This window comes from Aestuariimicrobium soli (genome assembly GCF_051192575.1).
Lineage (GTDB): Bacteria > Actinomycetota > Actinomycetes > Propionibacteriales > Propionibacteriaceae > Aestuariimicrobium > Aestuariimicrobium soli.
Genome location: NZ_JBPJSQ010000002.1, coordinates 230,111 through 245,770, shown reverse-complemented (window position 1 = coordinate 245,770; position 15,660 = coordinate 230,111). Strand labels below are relative to the sequence as shown.

Sequence of the window (15,660 nt, the reverse complement as noted above, 5' to 3'; positions counted from 1 at the left end):
CCAAGAAGACTCCGCCTGTCGGGTCCGGCAACGGTGACGATGGCATGGTGGTGCTGAGTTACGTCTTGTCGGGAATCCTCCTCTACGGGGGTCTCGGCTGGGCGGGCGCTCACTTCCTGGGCCAGGTCTGGATGCTTCCAGTTGGCTTGATTCTCGGACTCGGACTGAGCCTTTACTTGATCGTCAAGCGATACGGGAGCCCGACACGATGATGAGCACCGCGGAGCGGCCATGCTGATCCCCCTTCTGCCCCTGCAGACCCTGCTCCCGTTGGAGACGAGCGGTCACGAGGGAGGCGGCGGTTACCACAAGCCGTCGGTCGAGGACTTCTACTTCAACGAGCTGTTCGGCGTGCCGCAGTTCGACCGGGTGATCTTCCAGGCGTTGCTGGGTGCGGCGATTGTGATCCTCGTGTGGCTGCTGGCTTCCCGCAAGCTCAAGGCGGTTCCCTCGAAGGGACAGTTCATCTCGGAGTTCGTCTACGACTTCGTGCGCAACGGCATCGCCCGCGACCTGCTGGGGCATGACTACCGCAAGTACCTGCCGTACCTGCTGGGCCTGTTCAGCTTCATCTTGGTCAACAACCTGTTCGGGCAGTTCTTCCTGTTCATGTTCCCGACCTTCTCGCGCGTCGGTTTCGCCTACGGTCTGGCGCTGCTCACCTGGGTGATCTACATCGGTGCCGGCCTCAAGCGCCACGGCCTGACCTACATCAAGAACTCGCTGCTGCCCTCGGGTGTGCCGTGGTACCTGTGGGGCCTGATCATCCCGCTGGAGTTCCTGTCGAACTTCATCACCCGCCCGATCACGCTGGCCCTGCGTCTGTTCGCCAACCTGTTCGCCGGCCACCTGGTGGTCTCGGTGTTCGTGGTGGGTGGCGCCTTCCTGCTGACCTACTCCGACAACCTGTTCTACAACGTCTCCGGTGGCGTCTCGTTGCTGTTCAGCTTCGCGATCCTGTGCCTGGAGCTGTTCGTCGGGGCCCTGCAGGCCTACATCTTCACCGTGCTGACCGCTCAGTACATCTCCAGTTCGCTGGCCGAGTCCCACTGATTCGGGACCACCAGCCCCACCCCAGAACTTCTCCACGCCGGTGGAGAGCAATCCGAAAGGAATCCACATGACCCCCATGGAAATCGGCGGCTCGATCAACATGATCGGCTACGGCCTGGCGACCCTTGGCCCGGCCATCGGTGTGGCCATGATCTTCGCGGCCGTCATCAACGGAACCGCTCGTCAGCCCGAGGCTCGTGGCGCCATGATGAGCACCGCCTTCATCGGCTTCGCCGTGGTTGAGGCTCTGGCCATCATCGGCATCGCCCTCGCCTTCGTTCTGTCGTGATCTCGATGGGCCCCAGCATGTGGGCGCCCCTCGAGATCGACCTTGGGCCGCTCCTTCCGCACTATCTCTCGGAGATCATCGTCGGCGTCGTGCTGATGATCCTGATCTACCTGGTGATGCGTGCCAAGGTCGTGCCTGCCTTCGAGAAGATGTACGCCGAGCGTACGGATTCGATCCAGGGCGGCATGGAGCGGGCCGAGAAGGCTCAGGCCGAAGCTGAGGCGGCACTCGCCGAGTACCGCACCCAGCTGGCCGACGCCCGCGAGGAGGCAGCCAAGATCCGCGAGGACGCCAAGAACCAGGGCGCGCAGATCATCGCAGAGATGCGTGACCAGGCGACCAAGGAGTCGGCTCGCATCGTCGAGCAGACCCGCGCCCAGCTCGAGGCGGAGCGTGCGCAGGCCATGCAGCAGTTGAAGAGTGAGGTGGGCGGTCTCGCCACCACGCTGGCCGGCAAGATCGTCGGGGAGTCCCTCACCGACGATGCCCGTGCCCGCAACACCGTCGATCGCTTCATCGCCGAGCTCGAGGCCTCCGACAAGGCGGGACAGCCGTCATGAGTGCCGTGACCGAAAGCCGCGCCCGCCAGCTCGATGCCGTGCTCGACCGTTCCGCGGTCGGGCCCGGCACCGGTGACGAACTGTTCGCGGTCGTCGACGTGCTCGGGGAGGCGACGGCCCTGCGCCGCGCCCTCTCTGATCCCGACGCCACGTCCCAGGCCAAGACCGATCTGGTCGACCGGCTGTTCGGGTCGCGGCTCTCGGCCACGACCCTCGCCGTGCTGCGTGAGGCCGTCTCGCTGCGGTGGCCCTCGATGGGTGCGCTCAGCGCGGCCGTCGAGCGGCAGGCCGTCCGGGCCTCGCTCAAGCAGGCCCAGGCCGCCGGCGAGCTCGACCGAGCCGCCGACGACCTGTTCCGGTTCAACCGCACCGTGCAGGGCAACGGCGATCTCCGAGACGCCCTGACCGACGCGCGGGCCGACCTGGGCGCACGCCAGCAGGTCGTGGACCGACTGCTGGAGGGCAAAACCTCCGACGTCGTCCGCGGTCTCGCCAAGCGCGCCCTGCGGGCCCGCAACCTGTCCGACGCCCTCGACGGCTACGGCCAGGTGGCGGCGCAGCTGCGCGAGCGCAGTGTCGCCAAGGTGGTCGCCGCGGCTCCGTTGTCGGACGAGCAGCAGTCCCGTCTGCGGGCCGCGCTCGTCAAGCAGCTCGGGCGTGCCGTCGACCTGCAGGTCACCATCGACCCGACGGTCCTGGGCGGTCTTCGGGTGCGCGTCGGCGACGACGTGATCGAGGGAACCGTCTCGCGCCGGCTCGAGGACGCCCGCCGGCAACTGGCCTGACAGGCCCTGGGCCGTGCCCGACAACTTCAACCGGCGGCTGCCGTCGCCACCCAGAAATTCTTGAGATGAGGACGCCATGACGGAACTGACGATTCGTCCGGACGAGATCCGCGACGCCCTGGACAGCTTTGTCCAGAACTACACCCCTGAGGCGGCCAACCGCGAAGAGGTCGGCACCGTCGTGACCTCCGGCGACGGCATCGCCCGGGTCGAGGGCCTGCCCTCTGCCATGGCCAACGAGCTGCTGAAGTTCGAGAACGGCACCATGGGCATCGCCTTGAACCTCGACGTGCGCGAGATCGGCGTCGTGGTGCTCGGCAACTCGGAGGGCATCGAGGAGGGCTCGTCGGTGAGCCGCACCGGCGAGGTGCTCTCGGTTCCCGTCGGTGACGGCTTCCTGGGTCGTGTCGTCGACGCCATGGGCAACCCCATCGACGGACTGGGCGAGATCACCGACATCGACGGCCGCCGCGCCCTCGAGCTGCAGGCCGCCGGCGTGATGGACCGCCAGGAGGTGCGCGAGCCGCTGCAGACCGGTCTGAAGGCCATCGACGCGATGGTGCCGATCGGTCGCGGTCAGCGTCAGCTGATCATCGGTGACCGCAAGACCGGCAAGACCGCCTTGGCGATCGACACGATCATCAACCAGAAGGCCAACTGGGAGTCGGGCGACGAGAAGAAGCAGGTGCGCTGCATCTACGTCGCCGTCGGTCAGAAGGGTTCGACCGTCGCCGAGGTGCGCGGCGCCCTCGAGGCGGCCGGCGCGCTGGAGTACACCACCATCGTCCACGCCCCCGCCTCCGACCCGGCCGGCTACAAGTACATCGCCCCCTACGCGGGTTCGGCCATCGGCCAGCACTGGATGTACGCCGGCAAGCACGTGCTGATCATCTTCGACGACCTGACCAAGCAGGCCGAGGCCTACCGCGCCATGTCGCTGCTGCTGCGTCGTCCCCCGGGCCGCGAGGCCTACCCCGGCGACGTGTTCTACCTGCACTCCCGTCTGCTGGAGCGCTGCGCCAAGCTCTCGGACGAGCTGGGTGGCGGCTCGATGACCGGTCTGCCGATCATCGAGACCAAGGCGAACGACGTGTCGGCCTACATTCCGACCAACGTGATCTCGATCACCGACGGCCAGATCTTCCTGCAGTCCGACCTGTTCAACGCCAACCAGCGCCCCGCGATCGACGTCGGCGTCTCGGTGTCGCGCGTGGGTGGTGCGGCTCAGATCAAGGCCATGAAGGGTGTCGCCGGTTCGCTGAAGCTGAACCTGGCCCAGTACCGCGACATGCAGGCCTTCGCGATGTTCGCCTCGGACCTAGACGCCACCACCCGTCGTCAGCTCGACCGGGGCGCCCGCCTCACCGAGTTGCTGCGTCAGGGTCAGTACGCGCCGTACCCGGTCGAGGAGCAGGTGATCAGCGTGTGGGCCGGTACCACCGGTGAGTTCGACGACGTGCCCGTCGACGACGTGCTGCGCTTCGAGCAGGAACTGCTCGAGCACCTGCGCCACAACACGCCGATCCTGAAGACCATCGCCGAGACCCAGAAGTTCGACGACGACCAGGCCGAGGCCGCCCGGGCCGCCATCGCCTCGTTCAAGCAGGGCTTCCGCACCTCCGGGGGCAAGCTGCTCCTGGGCAAGGAAGAGGCCGAGCCGATCGCCGAAGAGGAGATCGGTCAGGAGACCATCGTCAAGCAGAAGCGAGGCTGATCGACGTGCCAGCCAGTCTGCGTGAACTCAGGCAGCGGCGGAAGTCTGTCCAGACCACGAAGAAGATCACCCGTGCGATGGAGCTGATCGCTGCCTCGCGCATCGTGAAGGCGCAGCAGGCCGCGAATGCGGCCGCGCCGTACAGCCGCGAGCTCTTCCGCGCCGTGTCGGCGGTGGCGACGTTCTCCGACGTCGACCACCCGCTGACCAACGACGTGGAGAACCCGACCCGGTCGGCCATGCTGCTGGTCACCTCTGACCGTGGCCTGGCGGGTGCCTACTCGTCGTCGGTCATCAAGGCCGGCGAGCAGTTGTCCGCCCGTCTGCGCGACGAGGAGGGGCAGGAAGTGCTGCCCTACCTGGCCGGTCGCAAGGCCATCAGCTACTACGGGTTCCGCAAGCGCGCGGTCGCCCGCTCCTGGGACGGGTTCTCGGACTCGCCGACCTACACGCATGCCCGTGAGATCGCCGATGCCCTGATCGAGGCCTTCCTCACCCCGACCGAGGAGGGTGGTGTCGACGAGATCCACATCGTCTACACCCGGTTCGTCTCGATGATGACCCAGACCCCCACCGTGGTGCGTCTGTTGCCGTTGGAGGTCGTCGAGGGCACCGAGCCCCCGGCACCCGGTGAGCTGCTGCCCGCCTACGAGTTCGAGCCCGACCCCGAGACGGTGCTCGATCGGCTGCTGCCGCTCTACGTGGCCAACCGCGTGCACTTCGCCCTGCTGCAGTCGGCGGCCTCGGAGCTCGCGAGCCGACAGAAGGCCATGAAGTCGGCCACCGACAATGCCCAGACCTTGATCGAGACCCTGACCCGCCAGGAGAACCAGGCGCGTCAGGCCGAGATCACCCAGGAAATCAGCGAGATCGTCGGCGGTGCCTCGGCACTGGCCGAGGCCGCTCAAGACGCGTGACGACCACGGAAGATTTTGGAGAGACAATGACTGCCACTGAAGTTGATCCCCAGGCCCGCAAGGCCGGTGGAGTTGGCCGGGTCAGCCGCGTCATCGGCCCCGTGGTCGACGTGGAGTTCCCCGCCGACCAGATGCCCGACATCATGAACGCCCTGCTGGTCGAGACCGAGGTGATGGGCGAGAAGCGCACCATGACCATGGAGGTCGCCCTGCACATCGGCGACGACACCGTGCGTGCCATCGCCCTGAAGCCGACCGACGGCATGCAGCGCGGTGCCGAGGTGCGCGACACCGGTGCACCCATCTCGGTGCCCGTGGGCGATGTCACCAAGGGTCACGTGTGGAACGTGACCGGCGACGTGCTCAACGCCGATCCGGCGAGCCTCGAGATCACGGAGCGCTGGCCCATCCACCGCGCCGCCCCGAAGTTCGACGAGCTCGAGTCGAAGACCGAGATGCTCGAGACCGGCATCAAGGTGCTCGACCTGCTCACCCCCTACGTGCAGGGCGGCAAGATCGGCCTGTTCGGCGGCGCCGGCGTGGGCAAGACGGTGCTCATCCAGGAGATGATCTACCGCATCGCCCACAACTTCGGTGGCACCTCGGTGTTCGCCGGTGTGGGGGAGCGCACCCGAGAGGGCAACGACCTGATCAACGAGATGGACGAGGCCGGGGTGTTCAAGGACACCGCGCTCGTCTTCGGCCAGATGGACGAGCCCCCGGGCACCCGTCTGCGCGTGGCCCTCTCGGCGCTGACGATGGCGGAGTACTTCCGCGACGTGCAGAACCAGGACGTGCTGCTGTTCATCGACAACATCTTCCGGTTCACCCAGGCCGGTTCCGAGGTCTCGACCCTGCTGGGTCGCATGCCCTCGGCCGTGGGCTACCAGCCCAACCTGGCCGACGAGATGGGTCAGTTGCAGGAGCGGATCACCTCGACCCGCGGCCACTCGATCACCTCGATGCAGGCGATCTACGTGCCCGCCGACGACTACACCGACCCGGCGCCGGCCACCACCTTCGCGCACCTGGACGCCACCACCGAGCTCAGCCGTGAGATTGCCTCCCGCGGTCTGTACCCGGCCGTGGATCCGCTCACCTCGACGTCGCGCATCCTCGACCCCCAGTACGTGGGCCAGGATCACTACGACACCGCGGTGCGCGTGAAGCAGATTCTGCAGCGCAACAAGGAACTGCAGGACATCATCGCGATCCTCGGCGTCGACGAGCTGTCCGAAGAGGACAAGATCATCGTCAACCGCGCCCGTCGCATTCAGCAGTTCCTCTCGCAGAACACCTACATGGCCGAGAAGTTCACCCAGATCGAGGGTTCGACGGTGCCGCTGAAGGACACCATCGAGTCGTTCCAGATGATCTGCAACGGTGACGTCGACCACATCGCCGAGCAGGCCTTCTTCAACGTGGGCGGCATGGACATGGTGATGGAGAACTGGTCGAAGATGCAGAAGGAAGCCTGATCGTGGCCGAGCCGTACGAGGTCGAGGTCGTCGCGGCCGACCGCCGCGTCTGGCAGGGACGGGCGGTCAACGTGATCGTCCGCACCACCGAGGGCGACATCGGCATCCTGCCGGGGCATGAGCCCCTGCTGGCCGCCCTGGTGCCCAGCGCCGCCGAGATCGTCACCGCCGAGGGCGGCCGCGAGATCATCGCCGTCGACGGTGGTTTCGTCTCGGTGACTCCCGAGCGGGTCTCGCTGCTGGCCCAGTACGCGACGTTGGCCTCCGAGGTGCGACCCGACGAGGCGCAGCGCGAGCTCGACAAGCTGCAGGTGGTGATCGACTCCGGCGACGCGACCGACGAGGACGAGCACCGCTACCGCCTGGCACTCGCCCAGGTGGCGGCCACCAAGCGCGGCGCGCAGGCGACTCACTGACCGATTCACGACCGAAGGCCCCGTCCACATCCTTGCCGATGTGACGGGGCCTTTTGTCGTTGGCTATCTTCATGCCATGGGTGAGTGGGAGCTGCCGGTCGAGATCGGCCTGGTGGCACTGCTCGTCGTCGTGGCACCGCTGGTGTGGTTGTTCGTCCGACGTCGATGGCTGACGGGCAAGGGCGGGCTGTTCGACTGTTCGCTCGCCAACCAGCAGGGCAACCGCTGGTCGCTCGGGTTGGCGCGCTACGAGGGCAACATGCTGCAGTGGTACCCGGCCCTGGGGGTGGGGCTTCGTCCGCGGTTGAGTCTCGACCGCACCCGGACGACCTACCAGTCACGCCGCGACCCGGAGGTCTCGGAGGCCATCCAGTTGTTCTCGCGCGACGTCATCGTCACGCTGCGCACCAGCACCCCCGACGCTTCCCACCAGTTGGCCATGACCCAGGCCTCGCTGACCGGCCTGCTCAGCTGGCTCGAGGCGGCTCCGCCCGGCGGAGACCGTTACCCGGGCGTCGACTGATCCCCGTCGCCGTGGTCCCCGTCGCCGTGGTCACCGCCACCCGGCACCCACAGCACCTCTCGCTCGGGCTGCGCGCCCTGCTCGGTGGTCACCCAGCGGCTGAGGATGAAGGCCAGGTCGGAGAGCCGGTTGAGGTAGGTCAGGGCCAATGAGGTGATCCCGCCCGGCGTGTCCACGCCGAACTCGGCGGCCGCCTCCCAGCCGGCCCGCTCGGCCCGGCGGACGACGGTGCGCACCACGTGCAGGTAAGCACCGGCCACCGACCCGCCCGGGAGCACGAAGGAGCGCAGGTTCGGCAACGGCTCGCCGAACTCGTCACACCACCGCTCGAGCCGGTCGACGCTGGTCTGCGGGATGCGAACCGGGGGCCACGGCGGGTCGTCCGACAGCGGGGTCGACAGGTCGGCGCCCACGTCGAACAACTCGTTCTGGACGACTCCCAGCAGCTGCACCAGTTTCTCGGGGAGGCCGGGCGTCGCGAGCACGACGCCGATGGCGGAGTTGGCCTCGTCCACGTGGCCGTAGGTGTCCACCCGCAGGTCGGTCTTGCTGGCCACGGAGTTGTCGCTCAGCCGCGTGCTGCCGTGGTCGCCGGTACGGGTGTAGATGCGTGTCAGATTGACCATGCCACCACCCTAGTGAACAGTGGTGGGGTGATCGGCTTCCCCCCTCGCTTCCGCTTCCCCGCCGCCGTTTCGCTCCCACTGGTGGGCCTGCTCGTCCTGCTGGCGGGTTGCAGCACCAGCTCGTCCGACGGCGCCCAGACCGCGCCGGCCACCGGCACCAAGCCCGCCTGCAGCTACCCGGTGGGCGGGCGGGAGCCCGCTCGTCCGGTCGACCCACCGTCGGGCGACGTGGCCACCCAGGGCACGGTGACCGCCACCCTGGCGATGACCGCTGGCACCGTCACGATCACCATGGACCGCGCGAAGGCCCCCTGCACGGTGCACAACTTCGAGTCGCTGGCCAGCCAGGGCTGGTTCGACAAGACCACGTGCCACCGGCTGGTCGACAACGGCATTTTCATCCTGCAGTGCGGCGACCCGACGGGCACCGGCACGGGCGGCCCCGGCTACTCCTTCGCCGACGAGCTGACCGGCAAGGAGACCTACCCCCGCGGCACGGTGGCGATGGCCAACGCCGGCCCCGACACCAATGGTTCGCAGTTCTTCATCGTCTGGCAGGACAGCCCGCTCGACCCGAACTACACCGTCTTCGGCACCATCGACGAGCAGTCGCTGAAGGTGGTCTCGTCCATCGCCTCGCAGGGCGTCGACGGCAACGACGGGGTGTCGCCGATCGCCGACGCCTCGATCAATTCGGTGACGCTGGGCTGAGAAAGGCCTTCAGCACCGCCACGAAGGCCTCCGGCTGCTCGGAGTGCACCCAGTGGCCGGCGTTCTTGATGGTCACCAGCCGCACCTGCGGGAACAGGGCCTGCATGGCCGGACGATCCGCCGGCGAGATGTAGGGCGAGCGCTGCCCGGCCACCCACAGCACGGGACCCGGCCAGGGCTGGAGGTCCTCGTGCGGCCAGGCGGCGAGGGTCGGCAGCTCGCGACCCAGGAGGTCGAGGTTCATCTGCCAGCGCCAGCGGGCCCGCTTGCCGGGGGAGTCCGGTGGGATGCGGCGCAGGTTCTGCAGCAGGAAGCCGCGCACCGTGGCTGACGGCACGGTTGACCTGAGTGCCTCGTCGGCCTCCTTGCGCGAGTCGAGGGTCTCGAGGTCGATCGCCTGCATCGCGTCGATGTAGGGGCCGAAGGTCATCACGCCGGCGGACTGCCCCGGGGTGATGTCGGCCACCACCAGCCTTGAGACCAGGTCGGGGTGGCGCAACGCCACCAGCATGGCCACCTTGCCACCCATGGAGTGCCCCAGCAGGGCGGCACCGCGGCCGTCGGAGACCCGCCCGGTGTGGGTGCGCAGCCAGGTCGCGACCTGATCGGCCAAGGCGGGGTAGCTGAGGTCGACCGTCCAGGCGGAGCGGCCGTGGTTGGGCAGGTCGAGAAGGTGCACGGTGACGTCGCCCAGTTGCTCGGCGAGGGCGGTCGCGACGCCGGTGAAGTTCTTGCCCTGCCCGAACAGGCCGTGCAGGAAGACCACGTGCTGGTGGCCGGTGCCTACCGAGGTGGCATGGATCGGTTGGCTCATCTCAGCGCGTGGTGTTCCAGCAGTGGGTGTGCCAGTGGCGGCGGGCGTCGGCGGCCCGTTCGACACCCCAGGCCGGTTCCGCGGGCCAGGCCACCACGTGGGCCGTGCCCGCCGGGATGGTGCGCTGGCAGCCGGGGCAGGTGTAGGTCTTCTGGGCGGCGGTGCCCGTGATCGTCCGCACGATCCAGCGTCCGTCCGATTTCTCGACCACGCTCGCCAGACTGCCCGTTGACAACGGACGATGCGCCCGCTGATGTTTGCTCACCCGTCGTGCCACGATCGTCAGCCTACCAACGGTGCATCAGGCGCCGTCGGCCTGCCTCCTGACCATTGTCGGGCCCCATCAGGGGGCCTACGATGCTGCCAGCGGGGCTGGTCCAAGGGGGAGGGCACATGGTCGCCGAACATGTTGACGCCGTGGTGGTCGGATCGGGTTTCGGGGGGTCGGTCGCGGCCCACCGGTTGGCCGAGGCCGGTCGTGGCGTGGTGCTGCTGGAACGGGGCAAGGCGTATGCGCCGGGCACCTTCCCGCGCAACCCCTACGAGATGAGCCGGGCCTTCTGGGAACCGAAGGACGAACTGTTCGGCCTGTTCGACATCCGCTCGTTCCGCAAGCTCGAGTCGATCGTCTCCTCCGGGCTCGGCGGGGGGTCGCTGATCTACGCGAACGTGCTGCTGCGCAAGGACGAGTCGTGGTTCGTGCACGACTCACCGCTGCCCGGCGGCGGCTACGAGCACTGGCCGATCGGTCGCGCCGATCTCGAGGCGCACTACGACAACGTCGAGCGCATGCTCACGCCCACCCCCAACCCGTACCCCGACCTGCCCAAGGCACGCGCCCTCAGAGAGGCCGCCCAGGAACTGCGCCTCGAGGCCTTCTCGCCCCCGCTGGCCGTGTCGTTCGCGGCCGAGCCGGGCGGCTCGCCCGGCGCCAAGCAGGTCATCCCCGAGCCGTCCTACGGCAACCTGCACGGGGTGACGCGGCTGACCTGTGCGCTCTGCGGGGAGTGCGACATCGGCTGCAATGAGGGCGCCAAGAACACCCTCGACCACACCTACCTCTCGTCGGCTGCCCATCACGGCGCCGACCTGCGCACCCTGGCCGAGGTGCAGGGCATCACCCCCATTCCCGGCGGCGGCTTCGAGGTGCGCTACGTGCAGTACGGCCTCGAGGTCGACGACGACGGACGCATACCGCGCACGCCGCAGACCATCACGTGCGACACCCTCTTCCTGGGGGCGGGCACCTTCGGCACCACGGGTCTGCTGTTGAAGAACCGGGTGAGCCTGCCCGCCCTGGGTCGCGCGCTCGGCACGCGGTTCTCGGGCAACGGCGACCTGCTCACGTTCATGATGGGGGCCCGCGGCCAGACCGCCAGCGGCGACATCAGGCTGATCGACGGTGCCTACGGGCCCGTGATCACCACCGCGATCCGCCGGCCCGACGGGTTGGACGAAGAGGGTGCCGGCCGCGGCTACTACGTCGAGGAGGCGGGCTTCCCCGAGTTCGCCAACTGGCTGATCGAGACCACGCAGGTGACCTCGTCGATGCAGCGGGCCATCGGGGTGGCCCGGCAGATGCTCGAGGTGAGACTGCGGTCGCGCAACGAGTCGACCATCTCGGCCGAGGTCGCCAAGCTCGTCGGGCAGGGGCGCCTCGGCGCCAGTTCGCTGCCCCTGCTGGGCATGGGGCGCGACACCCCCGACGGGCGCATCAGCCTGCGCGACGGCGAACTGGCCGTCGAGTGGACGAGCGCCACCAGCCGGGAGTACTTCGAGCAGATGCGGGGCACGATGCGCGACCTCGCCGACACGCTGGGGGCGAGCTTCCGCGACTACCCGCTGTGGTGGACCAAGCGCGACGTCACCGTGCACCCGATCGGCGGGGCGCCGATGGGTCGGCACGTGCACGAGGGTGTCGTCGACCAGTGGTGCGAGGCCTTCGGCCAACCCGGGCTGTTCGTGGTCGACGGTTCGGCCCTGCCGGGACCCGTCGGGCCGAACCCCTCCCTGACGATCGCGGCCATGGCCGACCGGGCCGTCGAGCACCTGCTCGAGCGGCCGAACACGTCCCGCCGGGCCGCGGCCGCGACCTGGCGCCACCAGTCCACCTCCGAGGAGGTCACCACCATGACCGATGCCGTCGAGTTCACCGAGCAGATGAAGGGTTTCGTGACGCTGGGGGAGAGCGATCCCCGCCGCGGGTACGAGCTCGGCAGGCAACTCTCGCAACAGTTCATGTTCGAACTGACCATCACCGCCCCCAACGTCGGCGACTTCGTGGCCTCGGCCGCGCACGAGGGCAGCTGCCGCGGGTTCGTCCGCTGCGACCTGCTGGGCGGCGAACTGCCGGTCAGTCGCGGGTGGTTCAACCTGTTCGTCGACGTCGCCGACCCGTCCGCCCGGCAGATGCGCTACCGGCTGTGGTTCAACGACCTGGGCGGCACGCCGATCACGATGTACGGCTACAAGGACGTGCGTGACGACCAGGGCATGGATCTGTGGTCCGACACCTCCACCCTGTACATCACGCTGCTGCGCGGGCACGTGCCGCCGGGGGATGAGGGCGAGGTGGCCGGCGCCGGGGTGCTGCGCATCCTGCCCCAGGACTTCGCCCGCCAGCTGACCACCTTCCGCGGCAGTGGTGACAAGCCGCTGCACGCCCTGGCCGGGTTCGTCCGCTTCTTCGTGGGTTCGTTGCGCGACGTGTACCTGCGCCCCGGCGGACGCAAGGCCCGGCGATGACCACCCCCGCCGACGTGCGGCTGGGGCGACACGACGAGGCCCACTTCATCAAGGCCGACGACGGCGTTCCCCTCACTCTGGTGCGGGTGGTCGGGGCCGAGCCGTCGCACCGCGGGCCCGTCATGCTCGTGCACGGTGTGGCCATGCGGGCGGAGATGTTTCGTCCGCCCGTCAACCACACGCTGGTGCAGGCCTTACTGGACGACGGCTGGGACGTGTGGATGCTCAACTGGCGGGGGTCGCTCGACCTCGACCCACTGCCCTGGACGGTGGACGACGTGGCCGGCTGCGACCTGCCGGCGGCCGTGCGCCACGTCGCCGACGCCACCGGTGCCCGCAACGTGAAGGTGATCGCCCACTGTGTGGGGGCGATGGCGGCCTCGTGGGCGTCGGTGGCCGGGCTGATTCCCCAGGTGGACACGATCGTGGCCTCCGGTGTGTCCCTGCACCCGGTGGTGCCCCGCATGGCGCGGATCAAGTTGCACACCCTGCGCCCGCTGTTGCAGTCGCACGAGCCCTACGTCGACGCGGCCTGGGGCGACGGCCCCGAGCGGCTGGTGCCGACGATCACGCGCACGGCGGTGCGCTGGGGGCACCCCGAGTGCAGCAATCCGACCTGCAACATGGCCAGCTTCGCGCTGGGGGCTGGACGACCGGCACCCTGGCTGCACGAGAACCTCAACGTCGCCACCCACGACTGGTTGACCCACGAGTTCGGCAAGGTGCCGATGAGCTTCTACCACCAACTGGCGATCTCGGAGCGTGCCGGGGAACTGGTCGGGCTCGGGATGCGCGACGACCTTCCCCGTCGACTCGCCGACCTGCCCCCGCGCCCGCCCCGGGCACGGTTCGCGCTGTTCACGGGTCAGCACAACCGGTCATTCCTGGCGCAGAGCCAGCGACTGACCCACGCGTGGCTGCTCGCCCACCCCCGGGAGCAGGGTGCGCGACCCGACACGCTGAACGTGGTGCGCGGGTACAGCCACACCGACCTGTTCGTGGGGCGTTACGCCTGGAACGACACCTTCCCCCGCATGGTGGCCGAGCTGCGCCACTGAGCCACCCGGCGCGCGGGTGGGGTGGCAGAACCGGCGCTAGGCTGGCCCGCGTGCGAGTGGTGATTGCGGAGTGTCAGGTCGACTACGCGGGACGGCTGACCGCCCACCTGCCGATGGCGAAGCGGTTGATCCTGGTGAAGGCCGACTCGTCGGTCTCGATCCATGCCGACGACCGCGCCTACAAGCCGCTCAACTGGATGAGCCCGCCCTGCACGCTGACCGTGCGTGACCCCGAACCGGACGAGGCCGCCACCACGGCGGAGGTGGACTCGTCCGTCACCCAGGTGTGGGTGGTCGAGGGCAAGAACGGCGACACCCTGCAGATCTCGATCGGGGAGGTCTTCCACGACTCCAGCCACGAGCTCGGCATCGACCCGGGGCTGCAGAAGGACGGGGTGGAGGCCCACCTGCAGGCGCTGCTGGCCGAGAACCCCGCCACCTTCGGCGAGGGGTACACGCTCGTCCAACGCGAGTACATGACGGCCATCGGCCCGGTCGACCTGCTGCTGCGCAATGACGCGGGCGCCTACGTGGCCGTCGAGGTGAAGCGCCGCGGCGAGATCGACGGCGTCGAACAACTCACCCGCTACCTCGAGCTGATGAACCGCGACCCGCTGCTGGGCGAGGTCAGCGGGGTCTTCTGCGCCCAACAGATCAAGCCGCAGGCACGCACGCTGGCCACCGATCGTGGGATCGCGTGCGTGACGGTCGACTACGACGCCCTGCGCGGCCTCGACAACGCCGAGGACCGCCTGTTCTAGAGCGCCCCTTCTGCCGCAGCGACAGCGCTGGGGGCCTCAGGCCTGGGCCGGCTTGCCGCCCTCGACCGACTCGGCGTCGATCACCATGGTCGGTTCGGCCTCGGGGCGGGTGAACGGCTCGTCGGCGGCCGACGGATCGGTGGCGAAGGGGTCGCCGTCGGGGAAGTCGGTCACTGACTCGCTGGCGAGCGCGCGCAGGTTCGCCATCTGGGCGAGCACTGCCTGCTTGCGCTGCAACAGGGTCGCCACCTCGCGTTCCAGCTGCTCCTTGCGCCAGGCGAACTGCTCCTCGAGCCGGTCCTTCATCATCGCCGCCTGCCGGTGGGCCGCCGCGATCTGCTGCTCGGACTCGCGGGCCGCCTCGACCTTGGTGGTCTCGGCATCGGCCAGAGCCTCCATGCGCAGTTTCTGGGCGGCCTCGGTCTCGCGCGCGAGGTGCGCGGAGGCAGCCTCGAGGTGACGACTGGAGTCGGCCAGCATCTGCTGGGAACGGTCCTTGGCCTCCAGATGCTCGGACTGGGCCTTCGACAGCACCTGCTCGGCGTCATTGCGGGCCTGCAGCAGGGCGGCCGCGGCGTCGCGTTCGGCCTGGCCGCGCAGGGTCGCCCCCTCGGCCTTGGCGGCCTCGATGATCTGGGCTGCGGTGCGCTCGGCCTCGTGCACCTTGGCCTCGGCCTCGCGCTTGGCGGCGACCACGAGTGAGGTCGACTGCGACTTGGCCTGGCGCAGGGTCTGCTCGTGGGCGGCCTCGTGCTCGGTGCGCAGCTTGCGCAGGTTCGACAGGCCGGCCACCCGAATGTCGTCGGCCTCGGCCTGGGCGTTGGCGCGCAGATCGGCCGCCACCCGTCGTCCCTCTTCCTTGATGCGTTCGGCCTCGAGCCCGGCGCGGCTGATCAGGTCGGCGGACTGGGCCTCGGCGGCCTTCAGCATCGACTGCGCGTGGGCACCGAGCCGCGTCAGGTCACTGGTGCCGTGCGCCTCCTGCGCGAGGGCGACCTCGCGGCGCAACTGGCGGGCGAGCTGCTTGAGGGTCGAGACCTGGGTCTCGATCTCGCGAACGTAGCGGTCGACCTCGCGGCGTTCGTAGCCCATCATCGCGCTGGGGAACGTTCCCGCGGCGCTGGCCTGGTCATCGAACAGGTTGAGCCCGGTCTCCTCGCCGACCTCGGCCCCCGACTGCATGTTCTCGCTCATTCACCCTCCACGGACG

At 68.8% G+C, this 15,660-nt stretch carries 17 protein-coding genes; 13 read left to right on the top strand and 4 right to left on the bottom strand.

The features are described 5' to 3' along the window. The first annotated feature begins 231 nt into the window (after positions 1–231). The 9 genes from atpB (at position 232) to ACSDQ9_RS02400 (ending at position 7,735) form a co-directional block, all read left to right on the top strand. Positions 232–1,053: a F0F1 ATP synthase subunit A gene (atpB, locus tag ACSDQ9_RS02440; RefSeq protein ID WP_435143162.1), complete on the top strand. Its 822-nt coding sequence runs from the start codon at positions 232–234 to the stop codon at positions 1,051–1,053. A gap of 67 nt (positions 1,054–1,120) precedes the next feature. Then, positions 1,121–1,342, top strand: a complete 222-nt coding sequence (atpE, locus tag ACSDQ9_RS02435; protein WP_435143160.1) for an ATP synthase F0 subunit C — start codon at positions 1,121–1,123, stop codon at positions 1,340–1,342. A 17-nt stretch (positions 1,343–1,359) separates the two neighbouring features. Beyond that, on the top strand, positions 1,360–1,902 hold the full coding sequence (locus ACSDQ9_RS02430) for a F0F1 ATP synthase subunit B (RefSeq protein ID WP_435143158.1): 543 nt from the start codon (positions 1,360–1,362) through the stop codon (positions 1,900–1,902). Further along, positions 1,899–2,687, top strand: a complete 789-nt coding sequence (locus tag ACSDQ9_RS02425) for a F0F1 ATP synthase subunit delta (RefSeq protein WP_435143156.1) — start codon at positions 1,899–1,901, stop codon at positions 2,685–2,687. Before ACSDQ9_RS02430 ends, ACSDQ9_RS02425 begins: the two co-directional genes overlap by 4 nt. A 76-nt stretch (positions 2,688–2,763) precedes the next feature. Next, entirely contained in the window at positions 2,764–4,401 is a 1,638-nt protein-coding gene (gene atpA / locus ACSDQ9_RS02420; protein WP_435143154.1) for a F0F1 ATP synthase subunit alpha, read from the top strand. 5 nt (positions 4,402–4,406) lie between these two features. Next, positions 4,407–5,318 carry a F0F1 ATP synthase subunit gamma gene (locus ACSDQ9_RS02415; RefSeq protein ID WP_435143152.1) on the top strand — a complete coding sequence of 304 codons (912 nt, stop codon included), beginning with the start codon at positions 4,407–4,409 and terminating at the stop codon, positions 5,316–5,318. Between the two features lie 26 nt (positions 5,319–5,344). Further along, positions 5,345–6,796 (top strand): F0F1 ATP synthase subunit beta, encoded by a 1,452-nt coding sequence (atpD, locus tag ACSDQ9_RS02410; protein WP_435143150.1) that lies wholly within the window; start codon positions 5,345–5,347, stop codon positions 6,794–6,796. A gap of 2 nt (positions 6,797–6,798) precedes the next feature. After that, positions 6,799–7,212 (top strand): F0F1 ATP synthase subunit epsilon, encoded by a 414-nt coding sequence (locus tag ACSDQ9_RS02405; protein WP_435143148.1) that lies wholly within the window; start codon positions 6,799–6,801, stop codon positions 7,210–7,212. Between the two features lie 76 nt (positions 7,213–7,288). Further along, on the top strand, positions 7,289–7,735 hold the full coding sequence (locus ACSDQ9_RS02400; RefSeq protein WP_435143146.1) for a DUF2550 domain-containing protein: 447 nt from the start codon (positions 7,289–7,291) through the stop codon (positions 7,733–7,735). On the opposite strand, the gene ACSDQ9_RS02395 is transcribed toward ACSDQ9_RS02400, so the two are convergent. After that, on the bottom strand, positions 7,717–8,361 hold the full coding sequence (locus ACSDQ9_RS02395) for a cob(I)yrinic acid a,c-diamide adenosyltransferase (protein ID WP_435143145.1): 645 nt from the start codon (positions 8,359–8,361) through the stop codon (positions 7,717–7,719). The two genes, ACSDQ9_RS02400 and ACSDQ9_RS02395, sit on opposite strands and share 19 nt — an antisense overlap. A 27-nt stretch (positions 8,362–8,388) precedes the next feature. Between ACSDQ9_RS02395 and ACSDQ9_RS02390 the strand changes: the two genes are divergently transcribed. After that, complete coding sequence (locus ACSDQ9_RS02390; RefSeq protein ID WP_435143143.1) at positions 8,389–9,072, top strand: peptidylprolyl isomerase; 684 nt, start codon at positions 8,389–8,391, stop codon at positions 9,070–9,072. Here the strand turns inward: ACSDQ9_RS02390 and ACSDQ9_RS02385 are convergent. After that, positions 9,050–9,886, bottom strand: coding sequence for an alpha/beta fold hydrolase (locus tag ACSDQ9_RS02385; RefSeq protein WP_435143141.1), 837 nt, complete (start codon positions 9,884–9,886; stop codon positions 9,050–9,052). The two genes, ACSDQ9_RS02390 and ACSDQ9_RS02385, sit on opposite strands and share 23 nt — an antisense overlap. A 1-nt stretch (position 9,887) precedes the next feature. Further along, positions 9,888–10,163, bottom strand: coding sequence for a hypothetical protein (locus tag ACSDQ9_RS02380; protein WP_435143139.1), 276 nt, complete (start codon positions 10,161–10,163; stop codon positions 9,888–9,890). A gap of 116 nt (positions 10,164–10,279) precedes the next feature. Between ACSDQ9_RS02380 and ACSDQ9_RS02375 the strand changes: the two genes are divergently transcribed. Genes ACSDQ9_RS02375 through nucS form a run of 3 tightly spaced genes read left to right on the top strand, consistent with a single transcriptional unit; the run spans position 10,280 to position 14,450 of the window. Further along, a complete protein-coding gene (locus ACSDQ9_RS02375) occupies positions 10,280–12,631 on the top strand; it encodes a GMC oxidoreductase (RefSeq protein ID WP_435143137.1) in 2,352 nt (783 codons plus the stop codon). Then, entirely contained in the window at positions 12,628–13,689 is a 1,062-nt protein-coding gene (locus ACSDQ9_RS02370; RefSeq protein WP_435143135.1) for an esterase/lipase family protein, read from the top strand. The genes ACSDQ9_RS02375 and ACSDQ9_RS02370 overlap by 4 nt, the downstream gene beginning before the upstream one ends. A gap of 50 nt (positions 13,690–13,739) precedes the next feature. Further along, positions 13,740–14,450 carry an endonuclease NucS gene (gene nucS / locus ACSDQ9_RS02365; protein ID WP_435143133.1) on the top strand — a complete coding sequence of 237 codons (711 nt, stop codon included), beginning with the start codon at positions 13,740–13,742 and terminating at the stop codon, positions 14,448–14,450. Between the two features lie 36 nt (positions 14,451–14,486). Here the strand turns inward: nucS and ACSDQ9_RS02360 are convergent, their stop codons facing one another. After that, the gene (locus ACSDQ9_RS02360; protein WP_435143131.1) at positions 14,487–15,644 is read right to left on the bottom strand and encodes a coiled-coil domain-containing protein; all 1,158 of its coding nucleotides are present in this window, start codon (positions 15,642–15,644) and stop codon (positions 14,487–14,489) included. Positions 15,645–15,660 lie beyond the last annotated feature (16 nt).

What these genes read in the sequence shown, in the direction of transcription:
- ACSDQ9_RS02370 (WP_435143135.1), top strand. Translation starts at nt 12,628, where the DNA reads ATGACCACCCCCGCCGACGTGCGGCTGGGGCGACACGACGAGGCCCAC.
- atpA (WP_435143154.1), top strand. Translation starts at nt 2,764, where the DNA reads ATGACGGAACTGACGATTCGTCCGGACGAGATCCGCGACGCCCTGGAC.
- atpB (WP_435143162.1), top strand. Translation starts at nt 232, where the DNA reads ATGCTGATCCCCCTTCTGCCCCTGCAGACCCTGCTCCCGTTGGAGACG.
- ACSDQ9_RS02360 (WP_435143131.1), bottom strand. Translation starts at nt 15,644, where the DNA reads ATGAGCGAGAACATGCAGTCGGGGGCCGAGGTCGGCGAGGAGACCGGG.
- ACSDQ9_RS02395 (WP_435143145.1), bottom strand. Translation starts at nt 8,361, where the DNA reads ATGGTCAATCTGACACGCATCTACACCCGTACCGGCGACCACGGCAGC.
- atpE (WP_435143160.1), top strand. Translation starts at nt 1,121, where the DNA reads ATGACCCCCATGGAAATCGGCGGCTCGATCAACATGATCGGCTACGGC.
- ACSDQ9_RS02375 (WP_435143137.1), top strand. Translation starts at nt 10,280, where the DNA reads ATGGTCGCCGAACATGTTGACGCCGTGGTGGTCGGATCGGGTTTCGGG.
- ACSDQ9_RS02425 (WP_435143156.1), top strand. Translation starts at nt 1,899, where the DNA reads ATGAGTGCCGTGACCGAAAGCCGCGCCCGCCAGCTCGATGCCGTGCTC.
- ACSDQ9_RS02400 (WP_435143146.1), top strand. Translation starts at nt 7,289, where the DNA reads ATGGGTGAGTGGGAGCTGCCGGTCGAGATCGGCCTGGTGGCACTGCTC.
- atpD (WP_435143150.1), top strand. Translation starts at nt 5,345, where the DNA reads ATGACTGCCACTGAAGTTGATCCCCAGGCCCGCAAGGCCGGTGGAGTT.
- ACSDQ9_RS02430 (WP_435143158.1), top strand. Translation starts at nt 1,360, where the DNA reads ATGTGGGCGCCCCTCGAGATCGACCTTGGGCCGCTCCTTCCGCACTAT.
- ACSDQ9_RS02385 (WP_435143141.1), bottom strand. Translation starts at nt 9,886, where the DNA reads ATGAGCCAACCGATCCATGCCACCTCGGTAGGCACCGGCCACCAGCAC.